This window comes from Roseicyclus sediminis (assembly GCF_025515305.1).
Classification (GTDB): Bacteria; Pseudomonadota; Alphaproteobacteria; order Rhodobacterales; family Rhodobacteraceae; genus Roseibacterium; species Roseibacterium sediminis.
The window spans coordinates 1-19,710 of record NZ_JAOPHT010000027.1; the positions used below are offsets into that span (position 1 = coordinate 1).

Below are 19,710 nucleotides of genomic sequence, written 5' to 3' on the forward strand. Positions count from 1 at the left end.
CCCCCCGTCAGGCCTCGCCCATCAGCGCCGCGTCGAAGGGGTAGCGCGTCAGGTTCTCGTGGCCGGTCTCGGTGATAAGGACCTGGTCCTCCAGCTTGATCGAGAAATCGCCGCCTTCCTCGCCCACCAGCGCCTCGACGCAGAACACCATGCCCGGTTCCACCTCGTAGTCGAACGCGCCCTCCACGAAGCCGTCGGGATAGGCGATGAGCGGCCACTCGTCGCAAAGGCCCACGCCGTGGAAACGGCAGGAATACTTGCGCTTGTCGTATTTCGGGTCGAGCTCGTGCCCCCCGAAGGTCAGTTCGCGGAACGAGACGCCCGGCTTCAGAAGCGCCATGTTCGTCGTGATGTGCTCGTGCGCGTGGCGCATCGCCTCGACCATGTCGGGGCGCGGGCGACCGGGCCCGACCCACCAGGTCCGGCTGATGTCGACGCAGATGCCGTAGCAGCCGATCAGGTCGGTGTCGAAGGCGACGATCTCGTTCTCCTGGACCGTGCGCGGCCCGCATTCCTGGAACCACGGGTTGGTGCGCGGCCCCGAGGCGAGAAGCCGGGTCTCGATCCACTCGCCGCCGCGGCGGATGTTCTCGGCGTGAAGCACGGCCCAGACATCGTCCTCGGTCAGGCCGGGCCGGAGCGCGGCCTCCATCGCGGCCACGGATTTCTCGCAGGCATCCACCGCGCAGCGCATGGCGAGGATCTCGTCGGGGCCCTTGATCGAGCGGGCCTTCTCCATCACCTCCTCGCCCTCGTGGAGCTCGAAACCGGCGGTCTCGAGCGCATGCGCGCCCTGCAGCATGATCTTGTCCACGGCGAGACGGCGGTTCGCCCCGGCATGGGCGGCCAGCACCTCCGCCACCTGTCCGGCGAAGTCGCGCGCCATCGGCTCGCCCCTGTCGCCGGTCGAGAAGTAGAACAGCGACGCGCCCGAGCGCACCTCGGCCACAAGCGGGTTGTGATCGGCGAGGAAGGGCGAGTTCTTGTATTCCCACAGCACCATGTGCCCGTCGGCGCAGACAAGGCAGGCGCGGAACGGATTGTGCGTGTTCCACAGCTGCATGTTGGTGGTGTCGGTGGCGTAGCGGATGTTGAGCGGGTCGAAAACCAGCACCCCCGCCAGATCGCGCTCGGCAAGGCGCGCCACGATCCGGTCCAGCCGGTAGCGGCGCATCGCGGGCAGATCGGGAAGGGTCAGGCCGCGCGCCTCCCATTCGGCATAGGCGAGCGGGGTCGGTCCGATCTCGATCCGGTCCTGGTCGTTCAGCGTGCCGTCGGGCAGGAGCGGCCCCTTGCCCGGGTCGATCTTGCGTGCGGGTATGCGATAGGCTTCATTCATTGCGCCGGGTCCGGACTGAGCGTTTTGCGAACAGAGTTCCGGCACCTGCAGGGGCGGGCGCGCCGGCCAACGGCATGGAAAAGCGGATTGAGGTCGCAAATGGATCATCCCGTTCTGCAGTCGGAACTGCCCTCCGCACCGTGGATGGTGCCGGCACAGCGCCGCCTGCCGGGCATCCAGCCGCTCGACATGTCGGACTGGCTGATCGCGGACGACGCCTTCGCGGGCCAGATGGCGCTCCGCGACCGGCTGATCGCGGAGCGGCGCGAGCAGGTTCTCGCGCGCACGCCGGGGTCCGAGGCCGCCGAGGGCGAGTTGCTCGAGACGGTGCTTGCGCATCTGCCGCCGAGCTACGCGCGGAAGGGCTCGGTCGTGACGCGGCCCGACGGGGTGTCGGTCGATCTCTTCGCGGACACGCCGCTGGCCGTCGCCGGCCGGCTCGTGCAGGATGACCTCTGCGTGCTGGAGAAGTCCGAGGGCGCGGCGGAACATGTCCTGTCCGCCGCCGTCCTCTGCTTTCCGGCAAGCTGGACGCTGGCCGAGAAGCTCGGCCGCCCGCTGATGGCGATCCATATCCCCGTGGCCTCCTACACGGACGAGATGGGCGCGCGCGTCCAACGCATGTTCGACGCGATCCGGCCCGGCCGCCCGCTCTGGCGGCAGAACGCGCTGCTCTATGCGACCCCCGATCTCTTTCAGCCCAGGAAAGAGGCCGAGCCGCGGGTGACGCCGAAGGTCCGGCCGGACTACCTCAGGTCCGAGCGCCAATGCCTGCTGAGGCTGCCGCGGACGGATGCGGTGGTCTTCTCGATCCACACCTTTGTCCTGCCCTTCGCGGCGCTGACGCCCGAACAGGCCGAGGGGCTGCAGGCCCATCCCGTGGAATATGCCGGGCGCGGCCTGCAGGAGGGGGCGGGATGAGCGAGGTCGCGGCCCAGTACGAGGCCTATCCCTATCCCGAGCGGGACCCGGCGGACGAGAAGAAGCGACTGATCGTGGGCTCCCCCTCGCATCCCTGCGAGCTGGACCACTACCTGTTCGCGGGCCGCCGCGACTGGACGAAGCCTTTCCGCGCGCTGGTGGCAGGCGGCGGGACGGGCGACGCGCTGATCCAGCTGGCGCAGGTGCTGGCCAGCGCGGGGCGCAAGGCCGAGATCGTCTATCTCGACCTCTCCACCGCCTCGCGCAGGATCGCCGAGGCGCGCGCCGAGGCGCGGGGGCTGACGAACATCGCGTTCCAGACCGGATCTCTGCTGGACGCGGGCGATTTCGGGCAATTCGACTACATCGACTGCTGCGGTGTCCTCCATCACCTGCCCGAGCCGCAGGCGGGGTTCGATGCGCTGTCTGGCGCACTGGCGCCGGGGGGAGGGATCGGCCTGATGGTCTACGCGCCCTATGGCCGTGCCGGGGTCTATCCGCTGCAATCGGCTTTCGGGCGGCTTCTGAAAGGCGCGCCGGAGGAGCGGCTTGCCGCCGCGCGCGCGATCTTCGCACGCCTGCCCGAGGGGCACCCGTTCCGCCGCAACCCCCATCTCGGCGACCACGAGGTCAGCGATGCGGGCTTCTACGACCTTCTCCTGCACAGCCAGGACACGCCCTTCACGATCACCGAGCTTGCGGGGACGCTGGCGCGTGCGGGCCTTGCGATGACGGGCACGCCGAACGGGCATCTCTATGACCCCGCGCCGTTCGTGGGCGAGGCCGCGGACCTCTCCGCGCTGTCGGCCCTCGACCGCATGGCGCTGGCCGAGGAGCTTTCGGGCGCGATCCGGATGCATGTCGTCTACGCCGCGCGGGCGGATGACGCAGAGGGCAGGGTGGCGCGGCCGGGCCCGCAGATGGTGCCACACCTCCGGGGCGTCGCGCCCCAGGCGCTGGCGCAGACGGTGGCCAAGACGGGGCGCATCCCCGTGACCAGCGCGGCCGGCAAGACACAAGTCCCGGTGCCGAAGGGTCTGGCCTCGGTGCTGGCGCGGATCGATGGGCGGCACACCCTGGAAGACATCGCGCGCGCGGCGGGCGGCGACTGGTTCGCCCTCGCGCCCGCCTGGGTCAAGGTGTCCGAGGCGCTGACCGCCTATGGGATCCTGACCTATTCGGGGCTCTACCGCCGCTAGGCGTTCTCTCCGAACACGCGGCCGAAGATCGTGTCCACGTGCTTGGTGTGGTAGCCGAGGTCGAACTTCTCCTCGATCTCGGCTGGCGGCAGGGCAGCGGTCACTTCGGGGTCGGACAGAAGCTCTTCCTTGAAGTCCTTGCCCTCTTCCCAGACCTTCATCGCGTTGCGCTGCACCAGCCTGTAGGCGTCCTCGCGGCTGACGCCTGCCTGCGTGAGCGCCAGCAGCACGCGCTGCGAATGCACAAGGCCGCGGAACTTGTTCATGTTCGCGATCATGTTGTCGGGGTAGATCACGAGCTTCTCGATCACGCCCGCGAGACGGTGGAGCGCGAAGTCGAGGGTCACGGTCGCGTCGGGGCCGATCATCCGCTCGACGCTCGAATGGCTGATGTCGCGCTCGTGCCAGAGGGCGACGTTCTCCATCGCGGGGATCACCGCCATGCGGACGAGGCGGGCAAGGCCCGTGAGGTTCTCGGTCAGCACGGGGTTGCGCTTGTGCGGCATCGCGCTGGAGCCCTTCTGGCCCTTCGAGAAGAACTCCTCGGCTTCCAGAACCTCGGTTCGCTGCATGTGACGGACCTCGGTGGCGATGTTCTCGATCGACGAGGCGATGACGCCGAGCGTGGCGAAGAACATCGCGTGACGGTCGCGGGGGATGACCTGCGTCGAGATCGGTTCGGGGCGGAGGCCCAGTTTCTCGCAGACATGCGCTTCGACCGCCGGATCGATGTTGGCGAAGGTCCCGACGGCGCCGGAGATGGCGCCGGTCGCCACCTCCCATTTCGCCTTTTCCAGACGGTTCCGGTTGCGGTCCATCTCGGCATAGAAGCGCGCGAAGGTCAGGCCCATCGTCACGGGCTCGGCGTGAATGCCATGGGACCGGCCGATCCGCACCGTCATCTTGTGCTCGAAGGCCCGCGTCTTGAGCGCCGCGAGCACCCGGTCGAGACCGGCGAGCAGGAGGTCCGCGGCCCGCACCAGCTGTATGTTGAAGGTCGTGTCGAGCACGTCCGACGAGGTCATCCCCTGATGCACGAAACGCGCCTCGTCATTGCCGATGATCTCGGCGAGATGGGTGAGGAAGGCGATCACGTCGTGCTTGGTCACCGCCTCGATCTCGTCGATGCGGGCGACATCGAAATCCACGTCCTTCGCGCGCCACACGGCTTCCGCGTTCGCCTTGGGGATCACTCCGAGGGCGGCCTGCGCGTCGCAGGCATGTGCCTCGATCTCGTACCAGATGCGGAACTTGGTGGCGGGTTCCCAGATGGCGGTCATCTCGGGGCGGGAGTAGCGGGGGATCATCGGCGCGGCCCTTGCGTTCTTGTCGGCGTTGGCGTCCTCTTAAGGAGCGCGACGCGGAGGAACAAGGTGAGCATCCCACGCAAATGGACGCGGGCGCTGGGCCTTCTGGTCTGCCTCATGCCGGGTCCGGCGCTGGCGGAGTGGTCTTCGGTCGGGGCGGGCGACCTCGCGCTTCTTCTCGAGGATCGGGACGTGCGCTACGGCGATCTCGCATGGGAACGGCATGAATCGAACGGCATCTTGCTGTTCCGGACCGTCGAGGGGCCCTTCGGGCGCACCAGCCTCGGGCAATGGCGACTGGAGGGCAACATGCGCTGTCTGCGCTGGAACCGCGCGGCGGACTGGGAATGCTACAGGGTCGAGATCGACGGCGCCGGCGGCATCCGTTTCATCGACGCATGGGACAACGTGAGCGAGGGACGGCTCGTGCCGCGGGGCGAGTGATCGGACTGTCGGACCTCGAAGGGCGCTGGCTTCTCGGCCGCGTGATCGAGGATCGGCGCGCGGGCCTGACCGGCCGGCTCGAGGGAACCGCCACATGGGCGCCCGATGGCGTGGGCCTCGTCCAGGTGGAGAAGGGCCTTCTGCGCTACGGCGATGCCCCTCCGATGCAGGCCGAGCGCCGCTATCTCTGGCGCGCGGCGGGCGAGGGGCTGGAGGTGCTCTTCGAGGATGGGCGTCCGTTTCACGTCCTCGCGCCCGGCCGTCTGTCCGACACGCATCTCTGCGCGCCGGATACCTACGTGATGAGCTACGTTTTCGGCGATGGCCCCGGTTTCGCGACGGTCTGCGAGGTCAGGGGCCCGCGCAAGGACATGCGCATCGAAAGCCGCTATTCCCCGCTCTGATCGAGGTCCGGCGGGGCGATCCGGTCGGCCTTCTTGCGCACGAGGACGCTTCGCAGGTCATGCATGGCCAGCAGCAGCCGGTCGGTGACATCCTCCAGATCCGCATCCGAGGCGCGGCTCTGCGCCCAGTGCGTCGTGAGGTTCAGATGGTCGATCGTCCGGTGGATGTCGTCGAGGTCCCGCTCGGACAGGACGGCGCGCCGTTCCTCGCACCAGGCCGCGATCACGTCGCGCTCCTCGTCGGTCAGGACGTGGTCGCCGTGGGGGCGGATGTTTCCGTTCTTCACGTTCACGACCGCGATCTCCGTCATTTCGATCCGGCGCTGCCGATTCTCGGTGGAGATTCGGAAGACAGCCGCGCCGTTTTCGCGGATGCGGAAATAGAATTCGGGCAGGTCTGTCATTGGTGCCTGATCGGGAACGGTCCATCTGCCGCGACCGCGGACACTGACCAAAAAATTTCGTCTTGAAAAGCACGTTAGGCAAGGGCGCGGAGACTGTCAAAAGCCCCGATACGCAAGGCCGCGACCACAATTTTGACACAAATCAAGGCGGCGCCCGACAGTTGCAGGGAATCGTAATGTTGATTGCAACTGATTGACTCAATCAAATTTACTTGATGCAATCGAAAGCCTGTAACCTTTAAACGGAGGGGGATATGAAGAAAAAGAACACGTTAGGGGCCCTTTTGCTTGGCACCGCGGCCGCGGCCTTGCCGGGACTGGGTCTCGCCAGCACGATCCCGACGACGGTGATCAGCTGGAACACGACCAACGTGGACGTTGGTCCGCCGGTGTCGGGCGAGGAGGGCGCCGTCAGCGTCGTCTACCAGGGCACGGTCGGCACGTCCCCGACCAACGGGCGGGTCTACTACGAGGCGCCCGAGGCCAACACTCCCGGGCTCATCGCCATCAACGAAGGCTACACGACCGGGCAGGGCACGTTCGACGGCTGTATCCGTGCGAGTGCGGCCGATGTCTGCGCGACGGGCTTTCGCACCGGCAACCGCTTCAAGCTGCAACTCACCGATACCGGTCCCGTGGACCTCGTGTTCGACGTGGCAAGCATCGCGCCGGGCGACAGCATCTACCAGGTCTTCGGCCGTGCGGTGAACCTGACGACGACGATGCTCGATTCCTTCGTGCTCGAACTCGGACATGGTATCGGCGACGCCTTCCAGGTGTCGGGCACGAACGATGGCCTGCGGTTCGCGCAGGCGCTGGAACTCGGGCCGAACGATGCGACGGCCTTCACGCAATACCCGTTCGGCCTGTTCGGCGATGCGCCGACGCAGAACTTCGATCTCGACGGGTTCTTCGACGACGCGCGCACGGGTTTCCTCCTCGACATCGGCGAGGACAGGATCGCGAGCGACGGTTTCTACGGCGCCTATGACGACCTCTTCGGAAGCTGGCTGTCGCGCGAGATGGCGCCTTCGGGCCTGCTTTGGGACGACGATGGCGACCCGAACACCGACGCGCTGGTCATGGCCTGGCTGAACCCGGCCGGCGAGTGGGAAGTGCTCCGCGACATCGATGCGCTGGGTGATCCGATCAGCATCCTCGATGCACCGCTGACCTTCGCGGACATCGCCGGCGTGCAGAGCCATCTGGGCGTCGCGCTCGATTTCGAGGCGAACATCGAGGACCTCGCCAACCTGAACCTGAACTACGGCATCGTCCTGTCCGAAAATTACGCCCGCGACAGCTTCACGATCCGTTTGTCGAGCATGCCGACCATGGCACCCGTTCCGCTTCCGGCCAGTGCGCTCCTCCTGCTTGCCGGGCTCGGTGCGCTGGGTGTGGCGCGGCGGAAGGGGGCCGCGCAGGCCGCCTGATCGCGTCTTCCCCACAAGGCGCAATGCAAGGCCCCCGGGTTTCGGCCCGGGGGCCTTCGCGTCCGGGCCCATCAGCCTCCCGCGGCTGTGCGCGCAACCACGAAGCGCGAGGGCGGGCTTTTCGGATAATCGCCGCGTTCGAGGATCTCGAACCCCGCCGCCTCGATGATCCTTTCGAGCCCGCGGGGCGAGACGAAGCTGAGCGGCGGAGCCTTGCCGACCAGCCGGAGCGCGCCCACGACCGGCCAGAGCGCGGCCCAGCGGCTGCCGCCGAGGCAGGGCGTCTTGGTGATGAGGAGGCCCCCGGGTTTCAGAAGGCCACGCGCCTCGGTGAGTGCCGCCGGCAGATCCGGCACAAGATGCAGGAGGTTGAAGGCAAGGATCGCGTCGAAGGGCCCGTCGGGAAGCGAGCCGTCCCCCGTCCGCCCCTCGGTGAAGGCGAGACCGGAAACCGGCGTTTCGGCGAGCCTTTCCCGCGCGATGGCCACCATCTCGCCGGCGTCGTCCGTGCCCGTGTAGCCCGCCACCCCGGGCGCGAGGCGAAGCGCGGTGGAGCCGGTGCCGCAACCCAGTTCCAGCACGCGCGCGCCGGAGGCCAGGTGCGCCCGCACCCGGTCGAGCGTCGCCTCCCACGCCTCCGGGTTGCGCATGGGGGTAGCGGCGTAGCGCCGGGCGATGCGGTTCCAGAAGGCGGCCTGAGCGGTTTGCATGGGGCAAGCGTCACGGGTTTGGTGCGGGGATGCAAGGGGCTTGCCGCCGCGAACGCCACGCCGGGCTCAGCGGTCGATATGGCGCCGGGCCAGGACGAGGGGCCCGGTCAGATGCTCCGTGTCACGGGTGTGGGGCCCGGGCCCGCGCGCCACCTCGTCGCCCGCCGGGCCGGAAGCGACGGCGCCCCGCTCAGCTGAGCGAGGCGCAGAAATCCGCGATCCGAGTGCAGGCCTCGCGCAGGTTCTCGTCGCTCGTCGCATAGCTGATGCGGAAACATGGGCTGAGGCCGAAGGCCCCGCCGAAGACGACGGCGACGCCCTTCTCCTCCAGAAGCGCCTTGGCGAAGGCCTCGTCGGTGTCGATCTTCGCGCCGCCCGCACTCGTCTTGCCGATCAGCCCGGCGATGGAGGGATAGACGTAGAACGCGCCCTCAGGGACCGGGCAGCTCATGCCCTCGATCTCGTTGAGCATCCCCACCACGAGGTCGCGGCGCCGCTTGAAGACCTCGTTATTGGCCGCGATGTAGTCCTGCGGCCCGTTCAGCGCCTCGACCGCGGCCCACTGGCTGATGGAGCAGGGGTTCGAGGTCGACTGCGACTGGATCTTGCGCATCGCCCCGATAAGCTCCTTCGGGCCCGCCGCGTAGCCGATCCGCCAGCCGGTCATCGCGTAGGCCTTGGACACGCCGTTGCAGGTGAGCGTGCGGTCGTAGAGGCCCGGCTCCACCTGCGCGGGGGTGGCGAACTCGAACCCGTCGTAGACGAGGTGCTCGTACATGTCGTCGGTCATCACCCAGACATGGGGGTGGCGCATCAGGACGTCTGTCAGGCCCTTCAGCTCCTCCGCCGTGTAGCCCGCGCCGGTGGGGTTCGAGGGCGAGTTGAAGATGAACCACTTGGTCTTCGGCGTGATGGCCGCCTCGAGCTGTTCCGGCGTCAGCTTGTAGGCGGTCTGAGCCTGCGCCTCGGCGATGACGGGCGTGCCGCCCGCCAGCAGCACCATGTCGGGATAGCTGACCCAGTAGGGCGCGGGGATCACGACCTCGTCGCCGGGGTTCAGCGTCGCCATCAGCGCGTTGTAGAGGATCTGCTTGCCGCCGGTGCCGACGGAGACCTGCGCCGGTTCATAGTCGAGCCCGTTGTCGCGCTTGAGCTTGGCGCAGATCGCCTGCTTCAGCTCGGGGATGCCGTCGACGGCGGTGTACTTCGTCTTGCCCGCGGCGATGGCCGCGACGGCGGCGTCCTTGATGTTCTGCGGCGTGTCGAAGTCGGGTTCGCCCGCGCCGAGGCCGATCACGTCCTTGCCCTTCGCCTTCAGTTCCGCCGCGAGGTTCGAGACCGCGATGGTCGGCGAGGGTTTCACGCGCGAAAGCGTGTCGGAAAGGAAGGGCATCGGGTCGCTCCGGGTCTGGTGCCATCCCCCGTTTCGGGGGATCGGTTTACATGGGATCGCCCCATGCTTAGGGTGCGCCCGCGTCCCGATCAAGCAGGCTTGGACCGCCATCATGCCACAGGAGACGACATGAACCGCCCCCCCGAGACCGACCCCGACATGGACCCCGATGCCGGACAGGCCGAGGCGCCCGGCTGGTACGACGCCGACACCGCGACCTTCGGCGATCGCATGACCGGCGCGCGCGAGGCGTCCGGGATGAGCCAGGCCGAACTGGCCCGGCGGCTGGGCGTGAAGGTCAAGACGATCCGCGCCTGGGAAAACGACCGCTCCGAGCCGCGGGCGAACCGGCTGCAGATGCTCGCCGGGATCCTCGGGGTGTCGATCATGTGGCTTCTGAACGGGGAGGGCGACGGGCTGGAGGGGCCGGAAACGCCCGCCGAACTGCCCGAGGACCTGGCCGCCATCCTCGCCGACATGCGCACGCTGAAGGTGGACCAGGCGCGGCTGGCCGAACGCGCCGCGCGGCTGGAAAAGCGCCTGCGGCTGGCGCTGGCGTCGCAGACGATCTGACGGGGGCGGCGATGACCGAAACGCGTGAGATCCGGCTGAAGCGGCTGCGCATGCGGGCCTGGCACCGGGGCATCAAGGAGATGGACCTGATCCTCGGCGGCTGGGCCGACAGCCATCTCGAGGGCGCCGACGACGCCACGATCGAGGCCTTCGAGGCGGTGCTGGCCGAGGCCGACCAGGACCTCTATTCCTGGGTCTCGGGGCTGGCCGATCCGCCCGCAGCGCTGGCGCCGATGCTCGACCGGATCGCGGCCGAATTCCGAACAGCGCGACCTTAACGATATTTTTCCGTTTTGCGCTCAGTGTCCGGTCAAGGTCAGCGGATCGGAGACCATCATGAGCATGCATTCGCCCCTCGCGAAGACGGACAGGACCGGGTTTCTGTCCGGCTATCTTGAATCGCTATCGCTGGTGGAGCGTCTGCATCGCCTGCTTCTCGACGTCATCAAGGACGAGTTCGAGAGGCTCGGCATTCTCGACATCAACGCGGTCCAGGCGCTACTCCTGTTCAACATCGGCGACAACGAGGTGACGGCCGGGGAGTTGAAGACCCGCGGCTATTACCAGGGCTCGAACGTCAGCTACAATCTCAAGAAACTGGTCGAAATGGGCTACATGCACCACCAGCGGTGCGAGATCGACCGCCGCTCGGTCCGGGTGCGACTGACCGACAAGGGGCGCAACGTGCGGGACACGGTGAACGGCCTTTTCGCCCGCCATGCGCAAGGGCTGGAGCGTCAGGGCGTGCTGGAGACCGATGGCCTCGACCGCGTGAACCACTCGCTCAAGCGGGTGGAGAGGTTCTGGACCGACCAGATCCGCTACATCTATTGAGCCCGCGCCCCCGGTCTGTCGGATGATCCCGGGCACGGCGGAAACGGACCCTCCGAAGGGTCTGTCGGGACTCCGCAACGGCGGCGGAACGGCAGAAGACCTTGGGCTGGAGTGCCGGTGCTCACGCGACTGCACCTGCGCGTCTGCACCTGCGAGACGGCACGGGGCCCCGCCCCGCTTGGGCCTGCCCGTGACCCCCACCCGGACAAGCCCGGCCGACCCCGACCGCGGGGAGGGCGCACGAACGAGCAGTTGACTTGCGGGCGCCAGGTCCAGGCGCCTCGGTCACGCACTGACGCACTGACGCACTGACGGACTGACGACTGACGACTGACGGAGTGACGGAGTGACGGAGTGACGGGCTGACGGACTGACGGCCCGCAAACCGGTAACCCGTGCCGGACCTGCGGCCCAGCCCGGCTGCCGCTCACTCCTTGCGGAGCGGGACGCCGTAGAGCTCCAGCTTGTGGCCCTTCAGCCGGTAGCCGAGCTTGCGCGCGATCTTCTCCTGCAAGGCCTCGATCTCGGGGTCGACGAACTCGATGACCTCGCCGGAATTCATGTCGATGAGGTGGTCGTGATGATCGCGGTCTGCGTCCTCGTAGCGCGCCCGCCCATCGCCGAATTCCAGCCTGTCGATGATCCCCGATTCCTCGAACAGCTTCACCGTCCGGTAGACCGTGGCGATGGAAATGCGCGGGTCCCGTTCGATCGAACGCGTATAGAGCTCTTCGACATCCGGGTGATCGGTGGAGGACTCCAGCACCTGGGCGATGACCCGCCGCTGCTCGGTCATGCGCAAGCCCTTGGCTTCGCAACGTTCTTCGATCGTGTCAGTCATCTGCGGGCCTTCGGATGGCAGGTCCTCGGACCCGAGGATTACGGGAATCACCGGCAGGGGGAAAGCCCGCACGGCACGGCACCGCGCGCGGCGTGGCGCGCTTGACACCCGCGGCCGTGCCCGCCACTCCCGTTCCGAAAGGACACCGCATGCCCCGCAAATCCCGGATCGACGCCTTCGGCGCGGTCTCGCTGACCGCCTTCGCGCTGTTGCTCGCCTTCAACCAGGTGGTCATCAAGGTCACGAACGAGGGGCTGCAGCCGGTGTTCTTCGCGGCGCTCCGCTCGCTCGGCGGGGCGGTCGTGATCTACCTCTGGATCCGGCTGCGCGGCCTGCCGCTCACGCTTCCGCGGGCGACGCTGCCCGCCGGCATCCTGATCGGGGTCGCCTTCGCCTTCGAGTTCGTGTGCCTCTTCCTCGCGCTCGACCTCACCAGCGTCACGCGGACCTCGGTGATCTTCTACACCATGCCGATCTGGCTCGCGCTGGCGGCCCATGTCCTGATCCCGGGCGAACGACTGACCGGCATCAAGTCGGCGGGTCTCGCGATGGCTTTCGCGGGCGTCGTCGTGGCGCTTGTGACCCGCGATGGGGTCGAGGGGGAGGCGTCCGTGTTGGGCGACGTCTTTGCCTTCGGCGCGGCGATCGGCTGGGCATCCATCGCACTGATCGTCCGCACGACCCCCCTGAAGGAGGTGCGTCCCGAGGTGCAGCTTCTATGGCAGCTTGCCGTCTCGGCGCCGATCCTGTTCGTGGCGGCGGCCTTCTTCGGCCCGGCGCTGCGCGACCCGACGCTGATCCACTGGGCGGGCCTCGGGTTCCAGATCCTCGCGATTGTCTCCGCGGGCTTCCTGTTCTGGTTCTGGCTCCTGACGATCTATCCCGCGGCTTCGGTCGCGGCCTTCTCGTTCCTCTCGCCGGTCTTCGGCGTGGGTCTCGGCTGGTTCTTGCTGGGCGAGCCGGTCGGACCGGGCATCCTCGTATCGCTGGCGCTCGTCTGCGGGGGACTGATCCTGGTGAACCGTCCGCCGCGCGAGGGGGTCACGTCCCGCAAAAGGTCTGCGTGACCCGCTCCTCCGGCCTCGGCGGGGTCGCGAGGTCGAGGTCGGCGGGATTGGGGTCGAAGGGACGCGACAAGGCCTCCGTCAGCCGGTGGAAAGGGGCCAGATCCCCCGCGACGGCCGCTGCGATCGCCTCCTCCACGCGGTGATTTCGCGCGATGAGGGCTGGGTTCGCCGCCTGCATCGCCGCGATGCGCGTCGCCTCATCGCGGCCTTCCGAGGCCAGGCGCGCGCGCCACTTCTCCAGCCACTCTTCGAACGGCCCGGGTTTCGAGAATTCCGCCGCCGCGTGCTCGGGCTCGGCCCCCGATAGCGCGCGGAAGGTGTTGGTGAAATCCGCCTCGCCCTTCGCCATCCGCTCCAGCAGGTCGAAGGCCAGCGCCGCGTCCCCCTCGCGGATTTCGGCCAGGCCCAGTTTCGCGGCCAGCACCCGGTGCCATGCGTCGTCGAAGCGTTCGGCGAAGCCGTTAACGGCGGCGGTGAACGCCTCGATCGCCGCGTCGCGGTCGGGCATCAGCGGCAGGAGGGCCGTCGCAAGCTGCGCGATGTTCCAGACCGCGATCTGCGGCTGGTTGCCGTAGGCATAGCGCCCGTAGTGGTCGATCGAGGAAAACACCATCTGCGGATGATAGGCGTCGAGGAAGGCGCAGGGGCCGTAGTCGATCGTCTCGCCCGACACGGTCATGTTGTCGGTGTTCATCACGCCATGGATGAACCCCACGCCCATCCAGCGCGCGACGAGATCCGCCTGCGCGGCGATCACCGCGTCGAGGAGGCCCGCGGGCCCCTCCGCATCGGGGTAATGACGCGCGATGGCGTGATCGGCGAGCGCCTGAAGCGCCTCGGTATCCTGCCGCGAGGCGAAGAACTGGAAGGTGCCGACACGGATATGGGACGCCGCGACGCGGGCGAAGACGGCGCCCGGCATCCGGCCCTCGCGCAGCACGACCTCGCCCGTGGTCACGGCCGCGAGCGCGCGCGTCGTCGGGATGCCGAGGGCGGCCATCGCCTCGGACACGATGTATTCCCGCAGCACGGGGCCCAGCCACGCGCGTCCGTCGCCCATGCGGCTGTAGGGCGTGCGGCCTGAGCCCTTCAGCTGGATGTCGAAGCGCGCGCCGTCCGGCGCCACGACCTCGCCCAGAAGGATCGCGCGCCCGTCGCCCAGTTGCGGCGACCAGCCGCCGAACTGGTGGCCGGCATAGACCTGCGCGATGGGCTCCGCACCCGCGGGCACACGGTTCCCCGCGAAGATCGCGGCGGTCTCGGCCGGGTCGTCGGGCAACGTCAGGCCGAGGCGCCCGGCCAGCGCTTCGTTCACGGCGATCAGCCCCGGCGCCTCGACGGGAACCGGATCCTGCCGGGTGAAGAACCGGGCGGGCAGGCGGGCATAGCTGTTGTCGAAGGGGAAATGCGCGGTCATGGCGATGGGTCCGGTCTTGTCCCCCGAGAGGTAGTCGCCCCGACGCGGGATTGCCAGCCCGGCGCGGTCAGAGCCGCGCGAGCCGCCCGGTCAGCAGGTCGTAGAAACCCTGCGCGTCCACGTCGCCCATGAACATGGCGTTCGCCGACCGGTCGGTCACGCCCCACCAGTCGGCCACCGTCATGCCGCGCGTCAGCTCGGACGTCGTCTCGATCTCGACGTTGATCTGCCGGCCCGTGAAGAGGCCCGGGCGCACGAGATGCGCGATCACGCAAGGATCGTGGAGCGGCGCGCCCTCGGACCCGTATTTCTCCATGTCGAAGCGCTCGAAGAAATCGGTCCACTCGGCCACGACATGCCCGACCTCGGTGCCGAGCGCGCGGAAGGCATCGATGCGCGGGCGCGTGGTCAGCGCCTTGTGCGTGACGTCCAGCGGCATCACCGTCAGCGGCACGCCCGAGTGGAAGACGATCCCGGCGGCCTCGGGATCGACGTAGATGTTGAACTCGGCGGCGGGCGTGATGTTGCCCACCTCGAAATAGGCCCCGCCCATGAGCACGATTTCGGCCACCCGCCCGACGATGTCCGGCGCCGTTTCGAAGGCGGTCGCGACGTTCGTCAGCGGCCCGAGCGGGCAGAGCGTGACCGTGCCCGACGGCTCCGCGCGCAGGGTCTCGACGATGAACTCGACGGCATGGGTGTCCTGCAGGGGCATGGTCGGATCGGGCAGGGGGATGCCGTCGAGGCCGGTCTTGCCATGCACGTGCTCGGCCGTGACGAGCGCGCGCGCCATCGGCCGGTCGCAGCCCGCGAAGACGCGCACGTCGCGCCGCCCCGCCAGCTCGCAGACCACGCGCGCGTTCTTCTGCGTCAGCGCCAGCGGCACGTTGCCCGCGACGGCCGTGATGCCGAGAACCTCGACCTCCTCGGGGCTGGCCAGCGCCAGCAGGATCGCCACCGCGTCGTCCTGGCCCGGGTCCGTGTCGATGATGATCCTGCGCGTCATGTGCCTGTCCCCCGCGAGTTTCGCCGAAACTGGACCGCGCCCGCGCCGCCTGCAAGACCGGAAGGCGGGCGTTGCGGCGGGCGATGGGCCATGTATCCTCGCCCCGAGGGGAGACCGCACCATGAGCACACCGCCGAAACTGACGCTGCACCACGTCAACCTCGTCACCGACGACGTGGCCCGCGCCGAGGCCTTCTACCGCGATGTCATGGGCCTGGAACGCCCCGAGGGCGGCCTGCCGCGCCTGGAAAAACGGCGCGGCTATGCCGGCGACGTGGCCTTCCTGTCCGACGGGGCGATCCAGCATCACCTCGCCCAGAAGGATGTGCATGCGGGCTTCCGCGCGGGCCAGGCCGTGAACCCCGTGAGCCACGGGCATATCGCCTACAGGACCGGGGACATGGACGCCTTTCTCGCCCATCTCGACGCGGTGGGCGTCCCCTATTCGAACTGGGGCGAGCAGGCCGTGCAGGGCTGGCGGCAGGTGTTCTTCTACGACCCCGACGGCAACGTGATCGAGGTGCACGAGGTCGCGCCCGGCGCGGAAACCTGACCTGAATCAAGGTTCTGTCACCAAACCCGCTTAGGTTGTGCCGGAACCGGACCTGCGCGAAGGCGATCCCGATGACCATTTTCACGGCCACCCCCTATGCCGACCTGCAACCGGGGATGGAGGCCACGACGACCCGCCTGGTGCGGGCGGACGACCTCTATGTCTTCGCCAATTCCAGCGGCAACGTGAACCCGATGCACCTGCCGAAACTCGACGGAGACGGCGATGGCAGGCCCGAGGCGGTGGCGCCCTCGGCCTGGGTGGCCGCGCTGATCTCGGGGGTGCTCGGCAACCAGCTTCCCGGTCCGGGGACGCTCTATCTCAGCGAACACGTCGACTTCGTGGGCCGCGCCCATGCCGGCGAGACGCTTACCGTGACCGTCCGGGTCGAGGCGAAGGGCCCCGACGGCGAGGTCACGCTGGCCGCGCGGGTCGAGGGGCCCGCGGGGCCCGTCTGCACCGGGATCGTTCGGGTCAAGGCGCCCGATCTGGCCCTCAGCGTCGATGCCTCGGGCGTGCCGGGCCTGACGGTGCAGAGCCATGCGAATTTCGACCGCCTGCTGGAACGGGCCGAGCCGCTGCCGCCGATGCCCACGGTCGTCGTCTGCCCCGAAAGCGCCGACGCGGTGATGGGCGCCATCCTCGGCCGCGACCACACGCTGATCGAGCCGCTCTTCGTCGGCGCCCGCGCCAAGATCGAGGCCGCGGCCGCCGAGGCGGGGGCCGACATCTCCGGCATCGAGATCGTCGACATCCCCGACCACCGCGCCGCCGCCCTGCGCTCCGTCGCACTGGTCCACGAGGGGCGCGCGCGGGCGGTGATGAAGGGGCACCTGCACACCGATCAGCTGCTGCACGCGATCCTGAAGAAGGAGGGCGGGCTCAGGACCAACCGGCGTCTCTCCCATGTCTTCGTCATGGACGTGCCGGGGCTCGACCACCTGTTGTTCGTGACGGATGCGGCCATCAACATCGCGCCCGATCTCGACTGCAAGGTCTCCATCGTCCAGAACGCCATCGACCTCGCCATTGCCCTCGGGGTCGAGGTGCCCAAGGTCGGCATCCTTTCGGCGGTCGAGACGGTCACGCCCTCGATCCCCTCCACGATCGACGCCGCGGTCCTTTCCAAGATGGCCGATCGCGGACAGATCACCGGCGGCCTCGTCGACGGGCCGCTCGCCATGGACAACGCCGTGGACCTCGGCGCGGCGCGCACCAAGGGACTGACCGGACTGGTCGCGGGGCGGGCCGAGATCCTCGTGGCTCCGAACCTCGAGGCCGGCAACATGATCGCGAAGGAGCTGACGTTCCTCGCCCATGCCGCCGCGGCCGGCGTGGTGATGGGCGCGCAGGTGCCGGTCATCCTGACCAGCCGTGCCGACGACGACCGCGCGCGGCTCGCCTCCTGCGCGGTCGCGGCGCTTTATGCCCATCACGCCGGCGTCCTGAAGGCCGCCCTGGAATGAGCGGCCTGATCCTGACGCTGAACGCGGGCTCCTCCTCGATCAAGTTCGGCCTCTACGACGCCGCGCCCGAACCGGAGGAACGGCTGCGCGGGCAGGTCGACGGTCTCGGGACGGCGGCGCGGCTGATCCTCGGTGACGAGGTCCGCGATGTGGCCGCGCCCGACCATGCCGCGGGACTTGCTGCGATTCTCGCCGCGCTCGATCCACATCTCGCGGGTGCCCCGATCCTTGGCGTCGGCCACCGCGTCGTCCATGGCGGGGCCGACATCGACGGCCCGCGCGTCCTGACCCCCGCCCTGATCGAGACGCTCTCCGGGCTTGCCTCCCTCGCGCCGCTGCACCAGCCGCACAACCTCGCGGGCGTCCGCGCGGCGCTCGCCGCCTTCCCGGACGCCGTGCAGGTCGCCGCCTTCGACACCGCCTTCCATCGCGGCCACCCCTGGGTGAACGACACCTTCGCGCTGCCCCGCCGCTTCTACGAGGCGGGTGTGCGGCGCTACGGCTTCCATGGGCTGAGCTACGACTACATCGCCGGGCGGCTTGCGGCGGACTTCAACGACATCGCGCAAGGCCGAGTGATCGTTGCACATCTCGGCAATGGCGCCTCGCTTTGCGCGATGCGCGCGGGGCGTTCAGTCGGCTCGACGATGGGCTTTTCCGCGCTCGACGGGATGCCGATGGGGACCCGCTGCGGTCAGCTCGATCCCGGCGTCATCCTGCACCTGCTTGCCCAGGGGATGGACGCCGAGGCGATCACCACGCTGCTCTACCGCGAAAGCGGGCTCAAGGGGCTCTCGGGCTTGTCGCACGACATGCGAACGCTTCTCGCCTCCGACATGAAGGAGGCTGCGGAAGCCATTGATTACTATGTCTTCCGCCTGACGCGCGAGATCGGGGCGATGGCCGCCGTGCTCGGCGGTGTCGATGCGCTCGTCTTCACCGGCGGCATCGGCGAGAACAGCCCCGAGATCCGGGCGCGCGCCCTTTCCGGCCTCGATTTCCTCGGGCTGGCTGTCGATCCGGACGCCAACGGCTCCAGCGCCACGCGGATCGACGCCGGGCCGGTCCCCGTCTTCGTCCTGCCCACCGACGAGGAGCGCGTGATCGCCCGTGCCACCTCCGCTGCGCTCGACTGAGCCTGCTTCATCCTGGCAAGAAACTCCGGGGGGAGGGCCGCTAGGCCCCGGGGGGCAGCGCCCCCCGTTGCGCGCGTCATGAACCCGTCACATGCTTCTGCTTCATCGCGGGAGAGTAGACCGGGGCCCCCATGAGCAAGAACCTGTCCGAAGATCCGACGATCCACCCAACCGCGCGGATCGTGAATTCCACGCTCGGGCGCTTCACCGAGGTGGGCGAGGGCACCGTCATGCTCAACAGCACGCTGGGCGACTATTCCTACACCACGCGCTATTGCGACCTCGCCAACACCACCGTGGGCAAGTTCGCCAATATCGCGGCCTTCACCCGGATCGGGCCCACGGATCACCCGCTCGACCGCGCGAGCCTGCATCACTTCATGTACCGCTCGGCCGATTACTGGCCCGACGCCGAGCCCGACGCGGCCTTCTTCGCCCACCGCGAAAGCCGCCGGACAACCATCGGCCACGACACCTGGATCGGCCATGGCGCGATCATCAAGCCGGAGGTGACGCTCGGCCACGGTTCGGTCGTGGCCTCGGGCGCGGTCGTGACGAGGGATGTCGCCCCCTACACGATCGTGGCGGGCTGCCCGGCGAAGCCGCTGCGCGAACGCCAGCCGCCGGCCATCGCCGAGCGTCTGATCGCGCTGGCCTGGTGGGACTGGGACCATGGCCGCATCCGGGCCGCGCTGGAGGATTTCCGCGCGCTGAAGGCGGAGGCATTCCTCGAGAAATACGAAGGCGCGAAAGAGGGCCGCTGAGCGTCTTGACGCCGGGCGCGGCCCGCGCCATCTCCGAAATATGCGCATTCTTTTCGTCCTCCTCGTTCTCGTTGCGATGGCCGGCCTCGGTGCGGCGGTCTTCTTTCGCCTTGCGCCGATGCCGGCGGAGGTCTGGCACGTCGATCCCGCCACCGCCCAACCGCCCGAGAGCCCAAACTACGAGCTGCGCCAGGGCGCCGAGGCGCCGGTGCTGGAGGGCGATCCGGCGTCGGTCGCCACCGCGCTCGATGCCGCCGCCCGGGCCGAGGGCGCCCGGCCGATCGCGGGCGATCTCGCGGACGGTTTCGCGACCTATGTCGTCCGCACGCGGATCATGGGCTTTCCCGACGCCGTCTCGATCCGGCTGTCGCCCGAGGGCGAGGGCACGCGCGTCGAGATCTTCTCGCGCTCGCGATTCGGCTATTCCGACATGGGCGTGAACGCCGCACGGGTGGCCCGCTGGATCGACGCCGCTTCGCGCTGAGACGCCGCGCCCCTT

Annotated in this window: 22 protein-coding genes; 14 read left to right on the top strand and 8 right to left on the bottom strand. The window is 68.6% G+C overall.

Annotated elements, in window-relative coordinates; all coding sequences use genetic code 11:
• Positions 1–7: 7 nt before the first annotated feature.
• Positions 8–1,339 (bottom strand): dimethylsulfonioproprionate lyase DddP, encoded by a 1,332-nt coding sequence (gene dddP / locus N8I71_RS19970; protein WP_262879809.1) that lies wholly within the window; start codon positions 1,337–1,339, stop codon positions 8–10.
• Positions 1,340–1,438: 99 nt separating this feature from the next.
• On the opposite strand from dddP, the gene N8I71_RS19975 reads away from it, so the two are divergent.
• Positions 1,439–2,260: a heme-dependent oxidative N-demethylase family protein gene (locus N8I71_RS19975; RefSeq protein WP_262879810.1), complete on the top strand. Its 822-nt coding sequence runs from the start codon at positions 1,439–1,441 to the stop codon at positions 2,258–2,260.
• Positions 2,257–3,459: a class I SAM-dependent methyltransferase gene (locus N8I71_RS19980; protein WP_262879811.1), complete on the top strand. Its 1,203-nt coding sequence runs from the start codon at positions 2,257–2,259 to the stop codon at positions 3,457–3,459. The genes N8I71_RS19975 and N8I71_RS19980 overlap by 4 nt, the downstream gene beginning before the upstream one ends.
• Here N8I71_RS19980 and purB read toward each other — a convergent pair.
• A complete protein-coding gene (purB, locus tag N8I71_RS19985) occupies positions 3,456–4,766 on the bottom strand; it encodes an adenylosuccinate lyase (RefSeq protein ID WP_262879812.1) in 1,311 nt (436 codons plus the stop codon). The genes N8I71_RS19980 and purB overlap by 4 nt on opposite strands.
• Positions 4,767–4,832: 66 nt before the next feature.
• Between purB and N8I71_RS19990 the strand changes: the two genes are divergently transcribed.
• Positions 4,833–5,210, top strand: a complete 378-nt coding sequence (locus N8I71_RS19990) for a hypothetical protein (RefSeq protein WP_262879813.1) — start codon at positions 4,833–4,835, stop codon at positions 5,208–5,210.
• Complete coding sequence (locus tag N8I71_RS19995; RefSeq protein ID WP_262879814.1) at positions 5,207–5,614, top strand: DUF6314 family protein; 408 nt, start codon at positions 5,207–5,209, stop codon at positions 5,612–5,614. The genes N8I71_RS19990 and N8I71_RS19995 overlap by 4 nt, the downstream gene beginning before the upstream one ends.
• On the opposite strand, the gene N8I71_RS20000 is transcribed toward N8I71_RS19995, so the two are convergent.
• Entirely contained in the window at positions 5,599–6,018 is a 420-nt protein-coding gene (locus tag N8I71_RS20000) for a hypothetical protein (protein ID WP_262879815.1), read from the bottom strand. The genes N8I71_RS19995 and N8I71_RS20000 overlap by 16 nt on opposite strands.
• Before the next feature lie 254 nt (positions 6,019–6,272).
• Here N8I71_RS20000 and N8I71_RS20005 point away from each other — a divergent pair, with 254 nt between their 5' ends.
• Positions 6,273–7,451: a choice-of-anchor F family protein gene (locus tag N8I71_RS20005; protein WP_262879816.1), complete on the top strand. Its 1,179-nt coding sequence runs from the start codon at positions 6,273–6,275 to the stop codon at positions 7,449–7,451.
• 71 nt (positions 7,452–7,522) lie between these two features.
• Here N8I71_RS20005 and N8I71_RS20010 read toward each other — a convergent pair whose 3' ends face one another.
• Positions 7,523–8,161, bottom strand: coding sequence for a class I SAM-dependent methyltransferase (locus N8I71_RS20010; RefSeq protein WP_262879817.1), 639 nt, complete (start codon positions 8,159–8,161; stop codon positions 7,523–7,525).
• A gap of 190 nt (positions 8,162–8,351) precedes the next feature.
• The gene (locus N8I71_RS20015) at positions 8,352–9,554 is read right to left on the bottom strand and encodes a pyridoxal phosphate-dependent aminotransferase (protein WP_262879818.1); all 1,203 of its coding nucleotides are present in this window, start codon (positions 9,552–9,554) and stop codon (positions 8,352–8,354) included.
• 159 nt (positions 9,555–9,713) lie between these two features.
• Here N8I71_RS20015 and N8I71_RS20020 point away from each other — a divergent pair, with 159 nt between their 5' ends.
• Genes N8I71_RS20020 through N8I71_RS20030 form a run of 3 tightly spaced genes read left to right on the top strand, consistent with a single transcriptional unit; the run spans position 9,714 to position 10,961 of the window.
• Entirely contained in the window at positions 9,714–10,127 is a 414-nt protein-coding gene (locus tag N8I71_RS20020; protein WP_262879837.1) for a helix-turn-helix domain-containing protein, read from the top strand.
• An 11-nt stretch (positions 10,128–10,138) separates the two neighbouring features.
• Positions 10,139–10,405, top strand: coding sequence for a succinate dehydrogenase assembly factor 2 (locus N8I71_RS20025; RefSeq protein WP_262879819.1), 267 nt, complete (start codon positions 10,139–10,141; stop codon positions 10,403–10,405).
• A 58-nt stretch (positions 10,406–10,463) separates the two neighbouring features.
• Positions 10,464–10,961: a MarR family winged helix-turn-helix transcriptional regulator gene (locus N8I71_RS20030; RefSeq protein ID WP_262879820.1), complete on the top strand. Its 498-nt coding sequence runs from the start codon at positions 10,464–10,466 to the stop codon at positions 10,959–10,961.
• 427 nt (positions 10,962–11,388) lie between these two features.
• Here the strand turns inward: N8I71_RS20030 and N8I71_RS20035 are convergent, their stop codons facing one another.
• The gene (locus N8I71_RS20035; protein WP_262879821.1) at positions 11,389–11,802 is read right to left on the bottom strand and encodes a Fur family transcriptional regulator; all 414 of its coding nucleotides are present in this window, start codon (positions 11,800–11,802) and stop codon (positions 11,389–11,391) included.
• 149 nt (positions 11,803–11,951) lie between these two features.
• On the opposite strand from N8I71_RS20035, the gene N8I71_RS20040 reads away from it, so the two are divergent.
• Positions 11,952–12,869 carry a DMT family transporter gene (locus N8I71_RS20040; RefSeq protein ID WP_262879822.1) on the top strand — a complete coding sequence of 306 codons (918 nt, stop codon included), beginning with the start codon at positions 11,952–11,954 and terminating at the stop codon, positions 12,867–12,869.
• Here the strand turns inward: N8I71_RS20040 and N8I71_RS20045 are convergent.
• Together N8I71_RS20045 and N8I71_RS20050 are read right to left on the bottom strand one after the other, a co-directional pair.
• Positions 12,844–14,286: a protein adenylyltransferase SelO gene (locus tag N8I71_RS20045; RefSeq protein WP_262879823.1), complete on the bottom strand. Its 1,443-nt coding sequence runs from the start codon at positions 14,284–14,286 to the stop codon at positions 12,844–12,846. The genes N8I71_RS20040 and N8I71_RS20045 overlap by 26 nt on opposite strands.
• 67 nt (positions 14,287–14,353) lie before the next feature.
• Positions 14,354–15,292: a nucleoside hydrolase gene (locus N8I71_RS20050; RefSeq protein ID WP_262879824.1), complete on the bottom strand. Its 939-nt coding sequence runs from the start codon at positions 15,290–15,292 to the stop codon at positions 14,354–14,356.
• A gap of 121 nt (positions 15,293–15,413) precedes the next feature.
• Between N8I71_RS20050 and N8I71_RS20055 the strand changes: the two genes are divergently transcribed.
• The 5 genes from N8I71_RS20055 (at position 15,414) to N8I71_RS20075 (ending at position 19,695) form a co-directional block, all read left to right on the top strand.
• Positions 15,414–15,845, top strand: a complete 432-nt coding sequence (locus tag N8I71_RS20055; protein WP_262879825.1) for a VOC family protein — start codon at positions 15,414–15,416, stop codon at positions 15,843–15,845.
• A gap of 71 nt (positions 15,846–15,916) precedes the next feature.
• Positions 15,917–17,311, top strand: a complete 1,395-nt coding sequence (locus N8I71_RS20060) for a bifunctional enoyl-CoA hydratase/phosphate acetyltransferase (protein WP_262879826.1) — start codon at positions 15,917–15,919, stop codon at positions 17,309–17,311.
• Positions 17,308–18,447 (top strand): acetate/propionate family kinase, encoded by a 1,140-nt coding sequence (locus N8I71_RS20065; protein WP_262879827.1) that lies wholly within the window; start codon positions 17,308–17,310, stop codon positions 18,445–18,447. The genes N8I71_RS20060 and N8I71_RS20065 overlap by 4 nt, the downstream gene beginning before the upstream one ends.
• 131 nt (positions 18,448–18,578) lie before the next feature.
• The gene (locus tag N8I71_RS20070) at positions 18,579–19,211 is read left to right on the top strand and encodes an LbetaH domain-containing protein (protein WP_262879828.1); all 633 of its coding nucleotides are present in this window, start codon (positions 18,579–18,581) and stop codon (positions 19,209–19,211) included.
• 40 nt (positions 19,212–19,251) lie between these two features.
• Positions 19,252–19,695 (top strand): DUF1499 domain-containing protein, encoded by a 444-nt coding sequence (locus N8I71_RS20075; RefSeq protein WP_262879829.1) that lies wholly within the window; start codon positions 19,252–19,254, stop codon positions 19,693–19,695.
• Positions 19,696–19,710 lie beyond the last annotated feature (15 nt).

Coding starts and splice junctions, on each gene's coding strand:
- dddP (WP_262879809.1), bottom strand. CDS start 1,339: ATGAATGAAGCCTATCGCATACCCGCACGCAAGATCGACCCGGGCAAG.
- N8I71_RS19975 (WP_262879810.1), top strand. CDS start 1,439: ATGGATCATCCCGTTCTGCAGTCGGAACTGCCCTCCGCACCGTGGATG.
- N8I71_RS19980 (WP_262879811.1), top strand. CDS start 2,257: ATGAGCGAGGTCGCGGCCCAGTACGAGGCCTATCCCTATCCCGAGCGG.
- purB (WP_262879812.1), bottom strand. CDS start 4,766: ATGATCCCCCGCTACTCCCGCCCCGAGATGACCGCCATCTGGGAACCC.
- N8I71_RS20000 (WP_262879815.1), bottom strand. CDS start 6,018: ATGACAGACCTGCCCGAATTCTATTTCCGCATCCGCGAAAACGGCGCG.
- N8I71_RS20005 (WP_262879816.1), top strand. CDS start 6,273: ATGAAGAAAAAGAACACGTTAGGGGCCCTTTTGCTTGGCACCGCGGCC.
- N8I71_RS20010 (WP_262879817.1), bottom strand. CDS start 8,161: ATGCAAACCGCTCAGGCCGCCTTCTGGAACCGCATCGCCCGGCGCTAC.
- N8I71_RS20015 (WP_262879818.1), bottom strand. CDS start 9,554: ATGCCCTTCCTTTCCGACACGCTTTCGCGCGTGAAACCCTCGCCGACC.
- N8I71_RS20020 (WP_262879837.1), top strand. CDS start 9,714: ATGGACCCCGATGCCGGACAGGCCGAGGCGCCCGGCTGGTACGACGCC.
- N8I71_RS20025 (WP_262879819.1), top strand. CDS start 10,139: ATGACCGAAACGCGTGAGATCCGGCTGAAGCGGCTGCGCATGCGGGCC.
- N8I71_RS20030 (WP_262879820.1), top strand. CDS start 10,464: ATGAGCATGCATTCGCCCCTCGCGAAGACGGACAGGACCGGGTTTCTG.
- N8I71_RS20035 (WP_262879821.1), bottom strand. CDS start 11,802: ATGACTGACACGATCGAAGAACGTTGCGAAGCCAAGGGCTTGCGCATG.
- N8I71_RS20040 (WP_262879822.1), top strand. CDS start 11,952: ATGCCCCGCAAATCCCGGATCGACGCCTTCGGCGCGGTCTCGCTGACC.
- N8I71_RS20045 (WP_262879823.1), bottom strand. CDS start 14,286: ATGACCGCGCATTTCCCCTTCGACAACAGCTATGCCCGCCTGCCCGCC.
- N8I71_RS20050 (WP_262879824.1), bottom strand. CDS start 15,292: ATGACGCGCAGGATCATCATCGACACGGACCCGGGCCAGGACGACGCG.
- N8I71_RS20055 (WP_262879825.1), top strand. CDS start 15,414: ATGAGCACACCGCCGAAACTGACGCTGCACCACGTCAACCTCGTCACC.
- N8I71_RS20060 (WP_262879826.1), top strand. CDS start 15,917: ATGACCATTTTCACGGCCACCCCCTATGCCGACCTGCAACCGGGGATG.
- N8I71_RS20065 (WP_262879827.1), top strand. CDS start 17,308: ATGAGCGGCCTGATCCTGACGCTGAACGCGGGCTCCTCCTCGATCAAG.
- N8I71_RS20070 (WP_262879828.1), top strand. CDS start 18,579: ATGAGCAAGAACCTGTCCGAAGATCCGACGATCCACCCAACCGCGCGG.
- N8I71_RS20075 (WP_262879829.1), top strand. CDS start 19,252: ATGCGCATTCTTTTCGTCCTCCTCGTTCTCGTTGCGATGGCCGGCCTC.